The organism is Marmoricola endophyticus, from assembly GCF_014644415.1.
Lineage (GTDB): Bacteria > Actinomycetota > Actinomycetes > Propionibacteriales > Nocardioidaceae > Marmoricola > Marmoricola endophyticus.
In genome coordinates this window covers 2,083,881-2,097,708 of the sequence record NZ_BMKQ01000001.1, presented here as the reverse complement: position 1 = coordinate 2,097,708, position 13,828 = coordinate 2,083,881, and the positions used below count along the sequence as shown (strand labels likewise).

The following is a 13,828-nucleotide window of genomic DNA, read 5'->3' as shown; positions in this document are numbered from 1 at the left end:
GCTCAGGCGGGGCGGTGACGCAGACGAGGGCGGCGGGCCCGCTTCTCCGCCTCGATCTCCGCGCGTGCCTTCTCGCGAGCGCGGGTGAAGTAGGCCTTCGGGTCGGCGAGGATCTGCTCGACGCGCTCGTCGCGACCCTTGCCAGGGAGCTTCACTGCCATGGCGACCTCCTGCTCGAGTCCCATTCTGCCCGACGGGTGAGGACCTTTCTAGACGGTGGCACCGACACTGGGCTCACCGGCTCCCGAGCGCGACGGCGAGCAGGCCGGCCATCAGCCGCAGCAGCCCCATGTCGTCGTCGTCGAGCGAGCCGGGCTCGACGGCGTCGAGGGTGAGCATCCCCAGCGCGGTGTCGCCGGCGATCACGGCGACCGAGATGAACGCGCGGTAGTCGCGGTCCTTGTCCGTGTCCCACCCCGTCGGTGGGTCGGTGCGCACGTCGGCGCAGCGCAGGTCCTGGTCGGCGAGGACCAGACCGATGGTGGCGTCACCGGACGGGATCCCCTCGACGAACCGGGTCGTCGGCGACCCCGCGCGCCCGGCGAAGCTGGTGGGCTCCAGCGCCCGCGGCGGGCCGGGTGTCAGCTTGAACCAGCACGCCCCGAGCGGTCCGGGCCGACGAACTCAGAGGCCGTCTTGAGCACCAGCGGCACCGCTTCCGCCCGCAGCTGGAACAGGCGGGTCGGGTCGGTCTCCACCGCCAGGCTGCCCAGCAGCCGCACGATCGGGTCGAGGGCGTCGTTGACCGCGACCCGGGTCTCGAGGCGCGCCTCGATCTCGCGTTCCTCGGCGGTCGCCTCGCCGCCTGCGGCGACCACCGCGCGGGCCTGTGGCACGAGGAAGGCCATGGCCGTGGTCACGATCTGCAGCGTCGACCACAGCGCCAGGGAGAATCCCGAGGCCGAGCGGGTCTGCACGGCGCTGAACACCGACAGGGCCACGAAGATCACGCCGACGGCGAGCCAGGCGTACGAGCCCTCCGCCTTCGTACGCCGTTCTCTGTCCACGACGTGATCTTGGCAGGACCGACCGACAGCGCGATGCGCGAGTCGACCCGGCAGAACCAGCAACTCGACCCGGTAGGACGCACTACTCAACGGGGCAGGGGCGACCCGACTACCCCAGCGCGCGGTCCAGGTTGAGGGCGGCGGAGATGAGCGAGAGGTGGGTGAAGGCCTGGGGGAAGTTGCCCAGCTGCTCGCCGGAGAGTCCGATCTGCTCGGCGTACAGGCCGAGGTGGTTGGCGTAGGTGAACATCTTCTCCAGCGCCAGGCGGGCGTCCTCCACGCGGCCGGCGCGGGTGAGGGCCTCGACGTACCAGAACGAGCACAGCGAGAACGTGCCCTCCTCGCCGCCGACACCGTCGGTGGACTCCTCGGTGTCGTAGCGGAAGACCAGGCTGTCGGTGACCAGGCGCTTCTCGACGGCGTCGAGGGTGGACAGGAAGCGGGGGTCGTTGGGCGCCACGAACTTCACCATCGGCATCAGCAGCACGCCGGCGTCCAGCGTCGCGGAGCCCTCGTGCTGCATGAACGCGCCGACCTCCGCGTCCCAGGAGTGGGTCATGATCCGCTCGTAGACCTTGTCGCGGACCTCCGCCCAGCGAGCCAGGTCCCCGGGCAGCCCACGCTGCCGGGCGACCCGGATCATCCGCTCGAGCGCCACCCACTCCATCAGCCGCGAGGTGGTGTGCGCCTTCGGCTCGTCGCGCACCTCCCACATCCCGGCGTCGTCGCGGTCCCAGTTGCCCACCAGCCAGTCGACGATCCGCAGCAGATCGGTCCAGGCGTCGTGGGAGAGACCCGGGCCGTACTTGTTGAACAGGTAGACCGAGTCGATCAGCTCGCCGTAGATGTCCAGCTGCAGCTGCTCGACCGCGGCGTTCCCGACGCGTACGGGCCGTGAGTCGCGGTAGCCCGAGAGGTGCTCCAGCTCGTGCTCCTCGGTGGGCACGTTCCCGTCGAGGTCGTAGAGCACCCGCAGCGGCCCGAGCTCGTCGTTCGACGGCGTCTCGCCCAGGCGCCGCGACAGCCACGCGACGAACGCGGCCGCCTCCTCGGTGAACCCGAGCCGGAGCAGGGCGTACAGGCTGAACGCCGCGTCGCGGATCCACACGTAGCGGTAGTCCCAGTTGCGCCCGCCGCCGATGTGCTCGGGCAGGCTGGTCGTGGGCGAGGCGATGATCCCGCCGGTCGGCTCGTGGCACATCAGCTTCAGCGTCAGCGCGGACCGGTCGACGCGCTCGCGCCAGCGTCCGGTGTACGTCGAGTGGCTCAGCCAGTCGCGCCAGAACGCCGCCGTACGGTCGAAGAGGCGCTCCACGTCACGCTCGTCGAAGCCCTGCATCGGCTCGTCCGGCTCGAGGACCTCGAGCACGAACAGCGCCGACCCGCCCTGCTCGAGCGCCACCTCGGCGGTCACGTCGCGACCGTCGGTGACCAGGTCGACGGTGGCGGTCAGGCCGATCGCGACGTCCCCGTCGACGATGCGCACTCCGCCGTCGACGCTGTCAGGGGCGGAGTCCGCGCGCCCGTAGTCGGGTCGCGCGGCCATCCGCATCGCCAGCTCGGCCGACCCGCGAACGGCGACCACCCGGCGCACGAGGCGCTGGCGGTGACCCTCGTCGTGGGCGCGCATCACCGGCATGAAGTCGTGCAGCTCGGTCACGCCGTGGTCGGTGAGGAAGCGGGTGACGAGGATGTTGGTGTCGGGGAAGTAGTACTGCTGGGTCCGGATCACCTCACCCTTCGGGTGGATCCGCCAGTCGCCGCCCTTCTCGTCGTCCAGCACGGAGGCGAAGATGCTGGGGGAGTCGAAGCGCGGTGCGCAGAACCAGTCGATGGTCCCGTCCGAGCCCACCAGTGCGCAGGTGCGCAGGTCGCCGATCAGCCCGTGCTCGGCGATCGGCAGCTGCTCGCGGTCAGCCATCGCGGCCGAGTCGCCATCCGCCCTCGGGCAGGTCGAGCGCGGCCTGCGGACCCCACGAGCCCTGGGCGTACGACTGCACCTCGGGCCGGTCCTCCATCACCGGCTGCACGACCTCCCAGAGCCGGTCCACCTCGTCGGAGCGGGTGAACAGCGTCCGCTCGCCGCGCAGCACGTCGAGCAGCAGTCGCTCGTACGCCTCCAGCGGCTCGGCGTCGGGCGCGTCGTCGGCGAGGTCGAGCCGCAGCGTCCCCTCGATCAGGTCCATGTCGGGACCCGGCCGCTTGGCACGCACGTCGACGGTGACCCGGGGGTCGTCGGTGAGCTCCAGCGCCAGCTCGTTGCACCCGCTGTCGCCGTTGCCGAAGATGGTCGACTCGGGGGTGCGGAACCGTAGCGTGATCAGCCGCCGCCCGTCGGCCAGGGCCTTGCCGGTGCGCAGGTGGAAGGGCACGTCGCGCCAGCGGTCGTTGTCGACGTACGTGGTCAGCGCGACGAAGGTCTCCACGTCGGAGTCCTCGGCGACGTCGTCGGAGTCGCGGTAGCCGTCGTACTGCCCGAAGACGGTGCGCTCCTTGTCCAGCGGCCGCAGTGCCTGGAACACCGCGGACTTCGCGTCGCGGACGGCGGCCTCCTCGAACGTCCCGGGGTCCTCCAGGGCGACGAAGCCGAGCAGCTGGCACAGGTGGGTGGAGATCATGTCGCGCAGGCAGCCGGTCGACTCGTAGAAGGACTCGCGCCCCTCGACGGTCAGCGTCTCGGGTACGTCGATCTGCACCGACTCGATGGAGCTGCGGTCCCAGGCCGGCTCGAAGAGCCCGTTGGCGAAGCGCAGGGCGAGGATGTTCTGCACCGCCTCCTTGCCCAGGAAGTGGTCGATGCGGAAGACCTGCTCCTCGTCCACCACGTCCTTGAGGGCGGCGTCGAGCGAGCGGGAGGACTCCAGGTCGGTGCCGAACGGCTTCTCGATCACCAGGCGGGCCCGGTCGGCGAGCCCGGTCTCGCCGAGCATCCCGATCATCGGCTGCATGGCCGAGGGCGGCACCGAGAGGTAGACCAGGCGGCGCACGTCGTCCACCCCGTCGACGTCGCTGTCGCGGACCAGCCGCTCCTCGGCCGCCGCGACCGCGTCGGCCAGGTCCGAGCCGTCGTCGGCGTCGGAGGTGCAGAACGAGATCCGCGCGACCAGCTGGTCGGCGACCGCGGAGTCGAGGTCCTCGACGGTCTCGTCCAGACCCTTGCGGACCCGGTCGCGGAACTCGTCGTCGGTGCCGGGGGAGTGCCGGCCGGAGCCGATGACGGCGTACTCCTGCGGGAGCCGGCCGGCCTCGGCGAGGTGGTAGAGGCCGGGGAACAGCTTCCGGGCGGCGAGGTCGCCGGTGGCACCGAAGAGGACGAGGACGTGGGGAGCGAGGGACTCGGTCGTGTCAGGCACGTCAACCGTTGTACCCGACCTGCCCTCGGTCGAACGTGTGGCGTGCGGCCTAAAGGGCATGCCCCTCAACTCGTGGCCTGCTGTCCGCCGCCCATCACGCACGCTGGCGGCGTTGCGGAAGCTCGACGGGCCGCCGGCCCGCCTTCGCTCCCGCGCCAAGCCACCACCCCACGAGAGCGCTCGCTTCGCTCGCGCTCCCGCGGGACCCCGGAGCTGCCAGCGCACGCGCTGGACGACGTTCAGCGAACGGCCAGAATCGAGGGACACGCCCTAGGCCGTCAGCCCGACCGCGAGCACCGCGACGTCGTCCTCGTTGCCCTCGCCCACGAGATCGGCGAACAGGCCGTCCAGCAGTGCGTCCGGGGCCTTGCCGTGGTGCTCGGCCGCCGCGTCGCGCAACCGCCGGAGCCCAGCGGTCACGCACTCGCCGCGACGCTCCACCAGACCGTCGGTGAACAGCAGGAGCACCGAGCCCTCGGGGACGAGGGCCGTGCGGTCGCGCCGCTCGGACGTGGCGTCGACGCCGAGGACGAGATCGGCCCCCATCGGGTCCTCGAGCAGACCGGCGGACCCGTCGGGACGCACCACCAGGGGCGGGAAGTGGCCGGCGTTGGTCCAGCTCAACCGACGCTGACCGGTGCCGTCGGGCTGCTCGGCGCGGACGTAGAGCAGGCTGGCGAACCGGTCGATGCCGAACGAGTCCAGGGCCTGGTCGAGCTGGGCGACGTTGGACGCCGGGGAGCCGTCGTGGCCGAAGGAGAACGCGCGCAGCATGCTGCGCACCTCGCCCATCACGGCCGCGGCGGCGATGTCGTGCCCGGAGACGTCGCCGATCATCACGTCGGTCGAGCCGCTGTGGGTGACCACCGCGTCGTACCAGTCCCCGCCGACGCGGTCGCGCGCGGCGGCCGGCCGGTAGCGCGCCGTCAGCTCCAGCGCGGACACCTGCGGGAGGCGCGGCAGCATGGCCGCCTGGAGGGTGGTCGAGACGAGCTCGCGCTCCTCGAGCAGCTCCGCACGCTGGACCGCCTGGGAGACGTACGACGCCAGCGTCGCGATGGTGACCCGGTGCTCGGCCGAGAGGTCCTGCTGCCCCTCCCACACCAGGGCCAGCACCCCGAAGGTGCGGCCCAGGCCGAGCGGCATGAAGACGCGGGTCTCGCCGACCTGCCGGCTGAGGTCGAGGTCGTACGGGCGGGCGTTCTGCTCCGCGCGGGTGGCGAAGACCAGCGACCGCCCGGTCAGGACCACCTCGCCGGCGGGGTTGCCCATCGTCACCGGGAGGTCGGCGTTGATCGCCGCCGAGACCCACCCGCCCGACGGGTCGCAGACGTGGTGCAGCCGGTCGGTGTCCGAGGCGTCCCGCGCCGTGCGGAGCAGCCAGATCGCGCCGTGCAGGCACTCGAGCTGGTCGACCGCCACGCGTTCCACGGCGAAGGCGATGTCGTCGAGGGTGCGGGTCGAGGACAGCCCCTCGCTCAGGGCGAGCAGCACCCGGCTCCGGCGGCCCAGCTCCTGGGCGCGCTGGGCCTGGCGCTCGGCGTCCGCGCGACCGCGCAGGTGCGCCATCTCGCCGGAGCACCCCTCGGCGAGGTCCGCGATCGTGCCGAGGTCCTCGCCGGTCCAGTAGCGCGGCTCGTGGTCGATCACGCCGAGCGCGCCGATCGTCCTCCCGGACGGGTCACGCAGGGGCCAGGCGGCCACGGCGGCGATCTCCAGCGCGACCAGCGAGGGGTCCGGCGGGGTCTCGCCGTCCCCGCTCACGACCGGCCCGTCGCTCGCCCGGACCAGCGCCATCACGGCCTCGTGCTCCGGGTCGAGACCGGTGGACTCGGTGGTGCAGACGACGGCCAGCGGTACCTCGAGGTAGCGCTCGAGCATCCGCTCGTAGCGCAGGACGAGGTCCTCGGAAGCCGGCAGCGCGTGCAGCACCGGACCTCCTGTCCGCGTCGACGTCGGGGCTGGTCTCGAGCCTAGGCCCGAAGCCGACGCCGCGACCTCACTTTGCGCGAACTCGAGGAGCCCCGCAGAGGGTCCGTGCGCCCCCTCGGACCGGGCTCATCGCGCGCCGCGGACGTACTGCGGGGGCCACGGCGCCTCCTCGAGCGGTACGCGGAGCTCCCGCGCCGCCCGCTGCGGCCACCCCGGCTCGCGGAGCGCGGCACGGGCGAGCAGCACCGCGTCGGCCTGACCGGTGGCCAGCACCTGCTCGGCCTGGGCGGGCTCGGTGATCAGACCGACGGCACCGGTGGGCAGCCCGGCCTCGCGCACCCCGGCGGCCAGGGGCACCTGGTAGCCGGGACCGACCGGGATGTCGGCCGCGACGTTGCCTCCCGAGGAGACGTCGACGAGGTCGACGCCGTCCTCGCGCAGCCGGCGCGCCAGGTCGACGGACTGGTCGAGGTCCCAGCCGCCGTCGGTCCACTCGGTGCCCGAGATCCGGACCAGGAGCGGCATGCCGTCGGGGATCGCCGTCCGGACCGCGCGGGTCACCTCGCGCAACAGCTTCACGCGCCCGTCGAAGGACCCGCCGTACGCGTCCTCGCGGCGGTTGGACAGCGGGGAGAGGAACTGGTGCAGCAGGTAGCCGTGCGCCGCGTGGATCTCCACGGTGTCGAAGCCGGTCCGGGCGGCCCGGTCCGCCGCGGTCGCGAAGTCGGAGATCACCCGGTCGATGCCGTCCTGGTCCACAGCGACCGGGTCCTCGAAGCCCTCGAACGGCACCCGGCTGGGGGCGAGCGTCTGCCAGCCGCCGTCGTCGACGGGCACGGTGCCGCTGTGCTCCGCCCACGGCCGGTACGTCGACGCCTTGCGCCCGGCGTGGGCGAGCTGGGTGCCGATCGCCGAGCCCTGGCCGTGCACGAAGTCGACCACCCGGCTCCAGGCCTCCGCCTGGGCGTCGTTCCACAGCCCCGCGTCCTGCGGCGAGATCCGGCCCTCGGGGCTGACGGCGGCCGCCTCGGTCAGCAGCAGCCCGAAGCCGCCGGTCGCCCGGGCACCGAGGTGCACCAGGTGCCAGTCGTCGGGCACCCCGTCGGTCGCGGAGTACTGGCACATGGGCGCGAGCCAGACGCGGTTGCGGACGGTCAGCGAGCGGAGGGTCAGTGGGGCGAAGAGCAACGACACGGCCCGCGCAACCGGCTCGGGGAGATCGGTGTTCCCGGAGTGGACTGTGGCGTGCGGCTACGGCCGCTCCGCGGGGGATACCGCCTCGAACCGCATGAACCCACCCCGCGCCGGGTATCTCACGAGGCGTGACGCGATTCGGCTACACCCTGATGACCGAGCAGAGCGGCCCGAAGGCGCTCGTCGACTACGCCGTCGGCGCCGAGCGCGCCGGCTTCGACTTCGAGGTCTCGAGCGACCACTACTCGCCGTGGCTGGCCTCGCAGGGGCACGCGCCGTACGCCTGGAGCGTGCTCGGGGCGGTGGCCCACGCGACGCAGCGCGTCGAGCTGATGACGTACGTGACCTGCCCGATCATCCGCTACCACCCGGCCGTCGTCGCGCAGAAGGCCGCGACGCTGCAGCTGCTCGCCGACGGGCGGTTCACGCTGGGCCTGGGCGCGGGGGAGAACCTCAACGAGCACGTCGTCGGCGAGGGCTGGCCGCCCGTGGACCAGCGGCAGGACATGCTCGTCGAGGCGATCGAGATCATCCGGGCCCTGCACTCAGGGGAGCTGACGACCTACGACGGGGAGTACTTCCGGGTCGACTCGGGACGGGTGTGGGACGTGCCCGAGCAGGCCGTGGACCTCGCGGTCGCGGTCAGCGGGGAGAAGTCGGTGGAGCGTTTCGGCCCGCTCTCGGACCACCTCGTCGCCGTCGAGCCGAAGGCCGACCTCGTCACGGCGTGGAACGCGACCGACGGCGCTCCCCGCATCGGCGAGGGCGGTGCCCGGGCGATCGGGCAGATCCCGATCAGCTGGGACCCCGACTCCGAGGACGCCGCCGTCGAGCGTGCCCACGACCAGTTCCGGTGGTTCGCCGGCGGGTGGGCGGTCAACGCCGACCTTCCGACGTCGGCCGGCTTCGCCGGGGCCACCCAGTTCGTCCGCCCCGAGGACGTCGCGCAGGCGATGCCGTGCGGCCCTGACCTGGACGCGGTCGTGGAGGCGGTCAGGCCGTTCTGGGAGGCCGGGTTCACCGACGTCGCACTGGTCCAGATCGGCGACGAGCAGCAGCAGCGGTTCCTCGACGAGGCCGCCGGGCCGCTGCTGGAGAAGCTGCGCAGCGCAGCGGGCTGAGAGGAGAGGGACATGGCGAAGGCAGACGACGACCACGGCTCGTCGGTCAAGGACGACGAGCTCTACGAGAAGATCCGCGACGAGGGCGGCAGCAAGGAGAAGGCGGCCCGGATCGCCAACGCCGCAGCGAACCAGGGCCGGTCGCAGGTCGGCCGCAAGGGCGGGAAGTCCGGCGACTACGAGGACTGGACCGTCGAGGAGCTGCACGACCGGGCCGCCGAGCTCGACGTCGAGGGCAGGTCGAGCATGACCAAGGACGAGCTGATCGAGGCGCTGCGCGACCGCTAGTCCGGTGTCGTGAGCCGATCTCCCTGTCGTGGGGGGCGCTCACGCGCTGCGCGGCGCGTACATCAGCACGGCCATGCCGCCCAAGCAGATGATCGCGCCGAGGACGTCGACGCGGTCGGGGCGGTAGCCGTCGAACGCCATGCCCCACACGATCGACCCGGCGACGAACACGCCGCCGTAGGCCGCCAGGGTGCCGCCGAAGGGCGCGTCCGGCTGCAGAGTGGCCACGAAACCGCTCGGTGTGGGCCCAAGGCGGCGGGGGCGTTAAGAGGTCGTAAACATCCGGGCACGCCTCGCGCTCGGCGTACTACACCAGTGCTCGTGCCCGACCTGATCTACGTCTTGACGACCCTCGTGGCGTTCGCCCTGCTCGCCCTGCTGGTCGGTGCCCTCGGGCGCCGCCTGGACGATGCCGACGCGGGGGTGGCTCCCACCGGACCCGCCAAGAGCCACGACACCGAGCCGGCGGGCCGGTGAGCGCCGTGCTCGCCGCAGTCCTGCAGGTGCTCCTGCTGGTCCTGCTGCTCGCGCTGGTCGTCCCGCTGCTGGGCCGCTACCTGGCGCACCTGTTCACCGCCCCGACGCACCTGCGGTTCGAGCGGGCGACCTACCGGCTGCTGCGGGTGGACCCGGACGCCGACCAGCACTGGCGCTCGTACGCCTTCTCGGTGCTGGGCTTCTCCCTGGTCAGCGTGCTGTTCCTCTTCGTCTTCGGGCGGGTCCAGCAGTGGTTGCCGCTCGACATCGGGATGTCGGCGCTGCCCGCGGACGGTGCGTGGAACACCGCGGTCTCCTTCGCCACCAACACCAACTGGCAGTGGTACTCCGGCGAGGCGGCGATCGGTCACCTGATGCAGATGGCCGGGCTCGCGGTGCAGAACTTCGTCAGCGCCGGCGTCGGTCTGGCCGTCGCCGCAGCGTTCGCCCGGGGGCTGGCGCGCACCAGCGCGGGCGGGCGGGTCGGCAACTTCTGGTCAGATCTGGTCCGTGTCGTGCTCCGCCTGCTGCTGCCGGCGTCGTTCGTCGCCGCCCTGGTCCTGGTCGCGCTCGGGGTGGTGCAGAACCTCTCGGGACCTCGCGGCGTGACGACGCTGGACGGCGGCACCCAGCAGGTCACCGGCGGGCCGGTGGCCAGTCAGGAGGCGATCAAGGAGATCGGGACCAACGGCGGCGGCTTCTACAACGCCAACTCCTCCCACCCGTTCGAGAACCCCACCGCGCTGAGCAACCTGCTCGAGATCTTCCTGCTGCTGGTGATCCCCTTCGCGATGGCCTGGGCGTTCGGCGTGATCGTGCGCGACCGCCGTCAGGGCGGCGCGGTCATGGCGGTGATGGGCTCGCTGTGGCTGGTCTCGGTCGGCCTCCTGACCTGGGCCGAGCTCGCCGGGCACGGCACGGCGCCGTCTCTCGCGGGCGCTGCCATGGAGGGCAAGGAGACCCGATTCGGCGAGGCAGCGAGCGCCCTGTTCGCCGCCTCGACGACGGCGACGTCGACGGGCTCGGTGAACGCCATGCACGACTCGCTGACCGCCCCGGGCGGCGGGGTGGCGATCGTCAACATGCTGCTCGGCGAGGTCGCCCCCGGCGGGGTCGGAGCCGGGCTGTACGGGATGTTGATGCTCGCGGTCGTCACCGTGTTCCTCGCCGGACTGATGGTAGGCCGCACCCCGGAGTACCTCGGGCACAAGATCGGCCAGCGCGAGATCGTGGTCGTCGCGCTCTACATCCTGACCATGCCGGTCCTCGTCCTGGCCGGGGTCGCGATCGGTCTGACCGCGCCCGCCGGGCTCGCCGGCCTGCAGGAGAGCGGCTCGCACGGCCTGTCCGAGGCGCTGTACGCCGTCGCCTCGGCCAGCAACAACAACGGGAGTGCGTTCGCCGGTCTGGCGACGGGCACGCCGTTCTGGAACACGCTCCTCGGGCTGTGCATGCTGCTGGGCCGGTTCGTCCCCATCGTGCTCGTCCTCGCCCTGGCGGGTCGGTTCGCCGCGCAGCACCGGGTCCCCGTCGGTGCCGGGACCCTGCCCACCCACCGCCCCCTCTTCGTCATCCTCCTCTCGGGCGTCACCGTCATCGTGGTCGGACTGACCTTCGTGCCGGTGCTCGCCCTCGGACCCATCGCGGAGTCGCTGTCGTGAACGAGAACCAGAAGCTGGACACCCGGACGACCGCCGAGCCGGGGTCGGACGAGCACGACGGGGCCGGACCGGCGCACGCGCAGGCCGAGTACGCCGAGGTGCCGTCCGCGCTGCTGACGGCGTCGATGCTCCGCGAGGCCCTGCCTGGGGCCCTGCGCAAGCTCGACCCGCGAGCCCTGGCGGCGACGCCGGTGATGCTGATCGTGGAGATCGGCGCCGTGGCCACCGCGGTGCTCTCGATCATCGACCCCAGCACCCTGGGATGGGCGGTGACCGTCTGGCTGTGGCTCACCGTGCTGTTCGGCACGCTCGCCGAGTCCGTCGCCGAGGGCCGGGGCAAGGCGCAGGCGGCCAGCCTGCGCGCGCTGCAGACCGAGACCACCGCCCGGCGGCTGACCGGTCGTGACCGCAGGCGGCTGGCGGACCAGCCGACGGAGGAGGTGGCCAGCACCTCGCTTCGGGCCGGTGACCTCGTGCTCGTGGCTGCGGGTGAGCGAGTTCCCGGTGACGGCGACGTCGTGGAAGGCGTCGCGTCGGTCGACGAGTCGGCGGTCACCGGCGAGTCCGCACCGGTGATCCGGGAGTCGGGCGGCGACCGCAGTGCGGTCACCGGAGGCACGACCGTGCTCAGCGACCGGATCGTCGTGCGCATCACCTCCGACCCCGGCCAGTCCTTCGTCGATCGCATGATCGGGCTGGTCGAGGGCTCGCAGCGCCAGCGCACCCCCAACGAGCTGGCCCTGAACGTCCTGCTGGGCACGCTCACCGCGGTCTTCGTCGCGGTGTGCATCTCGCTGTACTTCGTCGCCGACTACTCCGACGCCCACCAGAGCCTGCTGGTGCTGACCGCGCTGCTGGTGTGCCTCATCCCCACGACCATCGGCGCCCTGCTCTCGGCGATCGGTATCGCCGGCATGGACCGACTCGTACGGCGCAACGTGCTGGCCATGTCGGGCCGTGCCGTCGAGGCGGCGGGGGACGTCGACGTGCTGCTGCTGGACAAGACCGGCACCATCACCTACGGCAACCGTCAGGCCAGCGAGCTCCACACGATCAGTGGTGTCGAGCGCCACGAGCTCCTGGAGGCCGCGCTGCTGGCGTCCCTGGCCGACGAGACGCCCGAGGGGCGCAGCATCGTCACCCTGATCGAGGAGGAGACCGGCCAGCACGTGTCCGTACCGGACGGGGCGACGCTCGTGGAGTTCTCCGCCTCGACCCGCATGAGCGGGATCGACGTGTCCGGCCGGCGAGTCCGCAAGGGCGCCGCCGGTGCGGCGTGCGGTTGGGTGGAGGAGACCGGGGGAGCGCAGTCGGACGAGATCCACGCCGCCGTCGAGCAGGTGGCCTCCAGCGGCGGCACCCCGCTGGTCGTGGCCGAGCAGGTCGACGGGAGCCCTGCCCGGCTGCTCGGCGTGGTGCACCTCAAGGACGTGGTCAAGGACGGCATGCGCGAGCGCTTCGACCAGATGCGCGCGATGGGTCTGCGGACGGTGATGATCACCGGCGACAACGCCGTGACCGCGAAGGCGATCGCCGAGGAGGCAGGCGTCGACGACTTCCTCGCCGAGGCCACCCCGGAGGACAAGCTCGCGCTGATCCGCAAGGAGCAGCACGGTGGACGGATGGTCGCGATGTGCGGCGACGGGACGAACGACGCCCCGGCGCTGGCGCAGGCCGACGTCGGTGTCGCGATGAACACCGGGACGACCGCTGCGAAGGAGGCGGGCAACATGGTCGACCTGGACTCCGATCCCACCAAGCTCATCGACGTCGTCGAGATCGGCAAGCAGCTGCTGATCACCCGCGGTGCCCTGACGACGTTCTCGGTGGCCAACGACGTCGCGAAGTACTTCGCGATCCTGCCGGCGATGTTCGTGGTGGCCTTCCCGGGGCTCGACGTCCTCAACGTGATGCGGCTCTCCAGCCCCCAGTCCGCGATCGTCTCGGCGGTGGTGTTCAACGCGCTGGTCATCGTCGCGCTGATCCCGCTCGCGCTGCGCGGGGTGCGCTACCGCCCCGCGGCCGCAGAGGTGCTGCTGCGGCGCAACCTCCTGGTGTACGGCGTCGGCGGGCTGATCACCCCGTTCGTCGGGATCAAGGTCCTCGACCTCCTCGTCTCGCTGGTCCCCGGCCTGTGAGCTCCTGTTGCATCCTTGGTCCCAGGAGGGGCCGGAACCATGACTGAACTGTTCGCACTGCTCCGCCACAGCCTCGCGGGACTGCGGGTCCTGCTCGCTGCCACGGTGGTCTGCGGGATCGCCTACCCCCTGGCAGTCACGGGCATCGCGCAGGGCGTCCTGCCGTGGCGCGCCGAGGGGTCGCTGGTCACGGCCGCCGGCGCTCACACCACCGATCCCGGCGCGGCGGTCGGCTCCGTCCTCTTGGGTCAGCGGAGCAGTGACGCCGGGTTCTTCGTCCCTCGACCCTCGGCCGCCGGGGACGACGGCTACGACCCCCTGAGCACCTCTGGCTCCAACCTCGGCCCGGAGAGCTCGGAGCTGGTGGCCGACATCCGCGCGCGTCGCGCCGAGGTCGCCGAGCGGGAGGGCGTGCGTCCCGACCAGGTGCCGGCCGACGCGGTGACCGCCTCCGCGTCGGGTCTGGACCCCGACATCTCGCCGGCGTACGCCGCGCTGCAGGTGCCGAGGGTCGCGCGGGCCGCGGGCCTGCCCACCGCACAGGTCGCCGCGCTGGTCACCGAGCACACCGACGGGCGCAGCCTGGGTGTGCTGGGATCCGGTCACGTGAACGTGCTGTTGCTGAACCTGGCCGTGCGTGAGGCGGCAGGAGGATGA

The 13,828-nt window shown here is 72.1% G+C and carries 13 protein-coding genes and 1 pseudogene; 6 read left to right on the top strand and 8 right to left on the bottom strand.

Annotated elements, in window-relative coordinates; genetic code table 11:
• Positions 1 to 2: 2 nt before the first annotated feature.
• The 7 genes from IEX42_RS10260 to IEX42_RS10230 form a co-directional block, all read right to left on the bottom strand.
• Positions 3 to 161, bottom strand: coding sequence for a hypothetical protein (locus IEX42_RS10260; protein ID WP_188779687.1), 159 nt, complete (start codon positions 159 to 161; stop codon positions 3 to 5).
• Between the two features lie 73 nt (positions 162 to 234).
• On the bottom strand, positions 235 to 561 hold the full coding sequence (locus IEX42_RS10255; protein ID WP_268236457.1) for a GAF domain-containing protein: 327 nt from the start codon (positions 559 to 561) through the stop codon (positions 235 to 237).
• A 20-nt stretch (positions 562 to 581) separates the two neighbouring features.
• Complete coding sequence (locus IEX42_RS10250) at positions 582 to 1,007, bottom strand: hypothetical protein (RefSeq protein WP_188779686.1); 426 nt, start codon at positions 1,005 to 1,007, stop codon at positions 582 to 584.
• A 109-nt stretch (positions 1,008 to 1,116) separates the two neighbouring features.
• Positions 1,117 to 2,928, bottom strand: a complete 1,812-nt coding sequence (locus IEX42_RS10245) for a glycoside hydrolase family 15 protein (RefSeq protein WP_188779685.1) — start codon at positions 2,926 to 2,928, stop codon at positions 1,117 to 1,119.
• A complete protein-coding gene (gene zwf / locus IEX42_RS10240) occupies positions 2,921 to 4,360 on the bottom strand; it encodes a glucose-6-phosphate dehydrogenase (RefSeq protein WP_229660766.1) in 1,440 nt (479 codons plus the stop codon). The genes IEX42_RS10245 and zwf overlap by 8 nt, the downstream gene beginning before the upstream one ends.
• A 270-nt stretch (positions 4,361 to 4,630) precedes the next feature.
• Positions 4,631 to 6,292 (bottom strand): PP2C family protein-serine/threonine phosphatase, encoded by a 1,662-nt coding sequence (locus IEX42_RS10235; protein WP_188779683.1) that lies wholly within the window; start codon positions 6,290 to 6,292, stop codon positions 4,631 to 4,633.
• Positions 6,293 to 6,418: 126 nt separating this feature from the next.
• Positions 6,419 to 7,486, bottom strand: a complete 1,068-nt coding sequence (locus tag IEX42_RS10230; RefSeq protein ID WP_188779682.1) for an NADH:flavin oxidoreductase/NADH oxidase — start codon at positions 7,484 to 7,486, stop codon at positions 6,419 to 6,421.
• 128 nt (positions 7,487 to 7,614) lie between these two features.
• Here IEX42_RS10230 and IEX42_RS10225 point away from each other — a divergent pair, with 128 nt between their 5' ends.
• Entirely contained in the window at positions 7,615 to 8,607 is a 993-nt protein-coding gene (locus tag IEX42_RS10225) for a TIGR03557 family F420-dependent LLM class oxidoreductase (protein WP_188779681.1), read from the top strand.
• Positions 8,608 to 8,619: 12 nt separating this feature from the next.
• Entirely contained in the window at positions 8,620 to 8,895 is a 276-nt protein-coding gene (locus IEX42_RS10220; RefSeq protein ID WP_188779680.1) for a DUF7218 family protein, read from the top strand.
• A gap of 39 nt (positions 8,896 to 8,934) precedes the next feature.
• On the opposite strand, the pseudogene IEX42_RS10215 reads toward IEX42_RS10220, so the two are convergent.
• Positions 8,935 to 9,129: pseudogene (locus tag IEX42_RS10215) on the bottom strand (YnfA family protein); the annotation flags it as partial.
• 87 nt (positions 9,130 to 9,216) lie between these two features.
• Here IEX42_RS10215 and IEX42_RS10210 point away from each other — a divergent pair.
• The 4 genes from IEX42_RS10210 to kdpC all read left to right on the top strand — a co-directional run bounded on the left by IEX42_RS10210 (position 9,217) and on the right by kdpC (position 13,828).
• Positions 9,217 to 9,372, top strand: coding sequence for a hypothetical protein (locus tag IEX42_RS10210; RefSeq protein WP_188779678.1), 156 nt, complete (start codon positions 9,217 to 9,219; stop codon positions 9,370 to 9,372).
• Positions 9,369 to 11,033 (top strand): potassium-transporting ATPase subunit KdpA, encoded by a 1,665-nt coding sequence (gene kdpA / locus IEX42_RS10205; protein ID WP_188779677.1) that lies wholly within the window; start codon positions 9,369 to 9,371, stop codon positions 11,031 to 11,033. The genes IEX42_RS10210 and kdpA overlap by 4 nt, the downstream gene beginning before the upstream one ends.
• A gap of 98 nt (positions 11,034 to 11,131) precedes the next feature.
• On the top strand, positions 11,132 to 13,171 hold the full coding sequence (kdpB, locus tag IEX42_RS10200) for a potassium-transporting ATPase subunit KdpB (protein WP_268236456.1): 2,040 nt from the start codon (positions 11,132 to 11,134) through the stop codon (positions 13,169 to 13,171).
• 39 nt (positions 13,172 to 13,210) lie between these two features.
• Positions 13,211 to 13,828, top strand: coding sequence for a potassium-transporting ATPase subunit KdpC (kdpC, locus tag IEX42_RS10195; RefSeq protein WP_188779676.1), 618 nt, complete (start codon positions 13,211 to 13,213; stop codon positions 13,826 to 13,828).

What these genes read in the sequence shown, in the direction of transcription:
- IEX42_RS10260 (WP_188779687.1), bottom strand. Translation starts at nt 161, where the DNA reads ATGGCAGTGAAGCTCCCTGGCAAGGGTCGCGACGAGCGCGTCGAGCAG.
- IEX42_RS10245 (WP_188779685.1), bottom strand. Translation starts at nt 2,928, where the DNA reads ATGGCTGACCGCGAGCAGCTGCCGATCGCCGAGCACGGGCTGATCGGC.
- IEX42_RS10220 (WP_188779680.1), top strand. Translation starts at nt 8,620, where the DNA reads ATGGCGAAGGCAGACGACGACCACGGCTCGTCGGTCAAGGACGACGAG.
- kdpC (WP_188779676.1), top strand. Translation starts at nt 13,211, where the DNA reads ATGACTGAACTGTTCGCACTGCTCCGCCACAGCCTCGCGGGACTGCGG.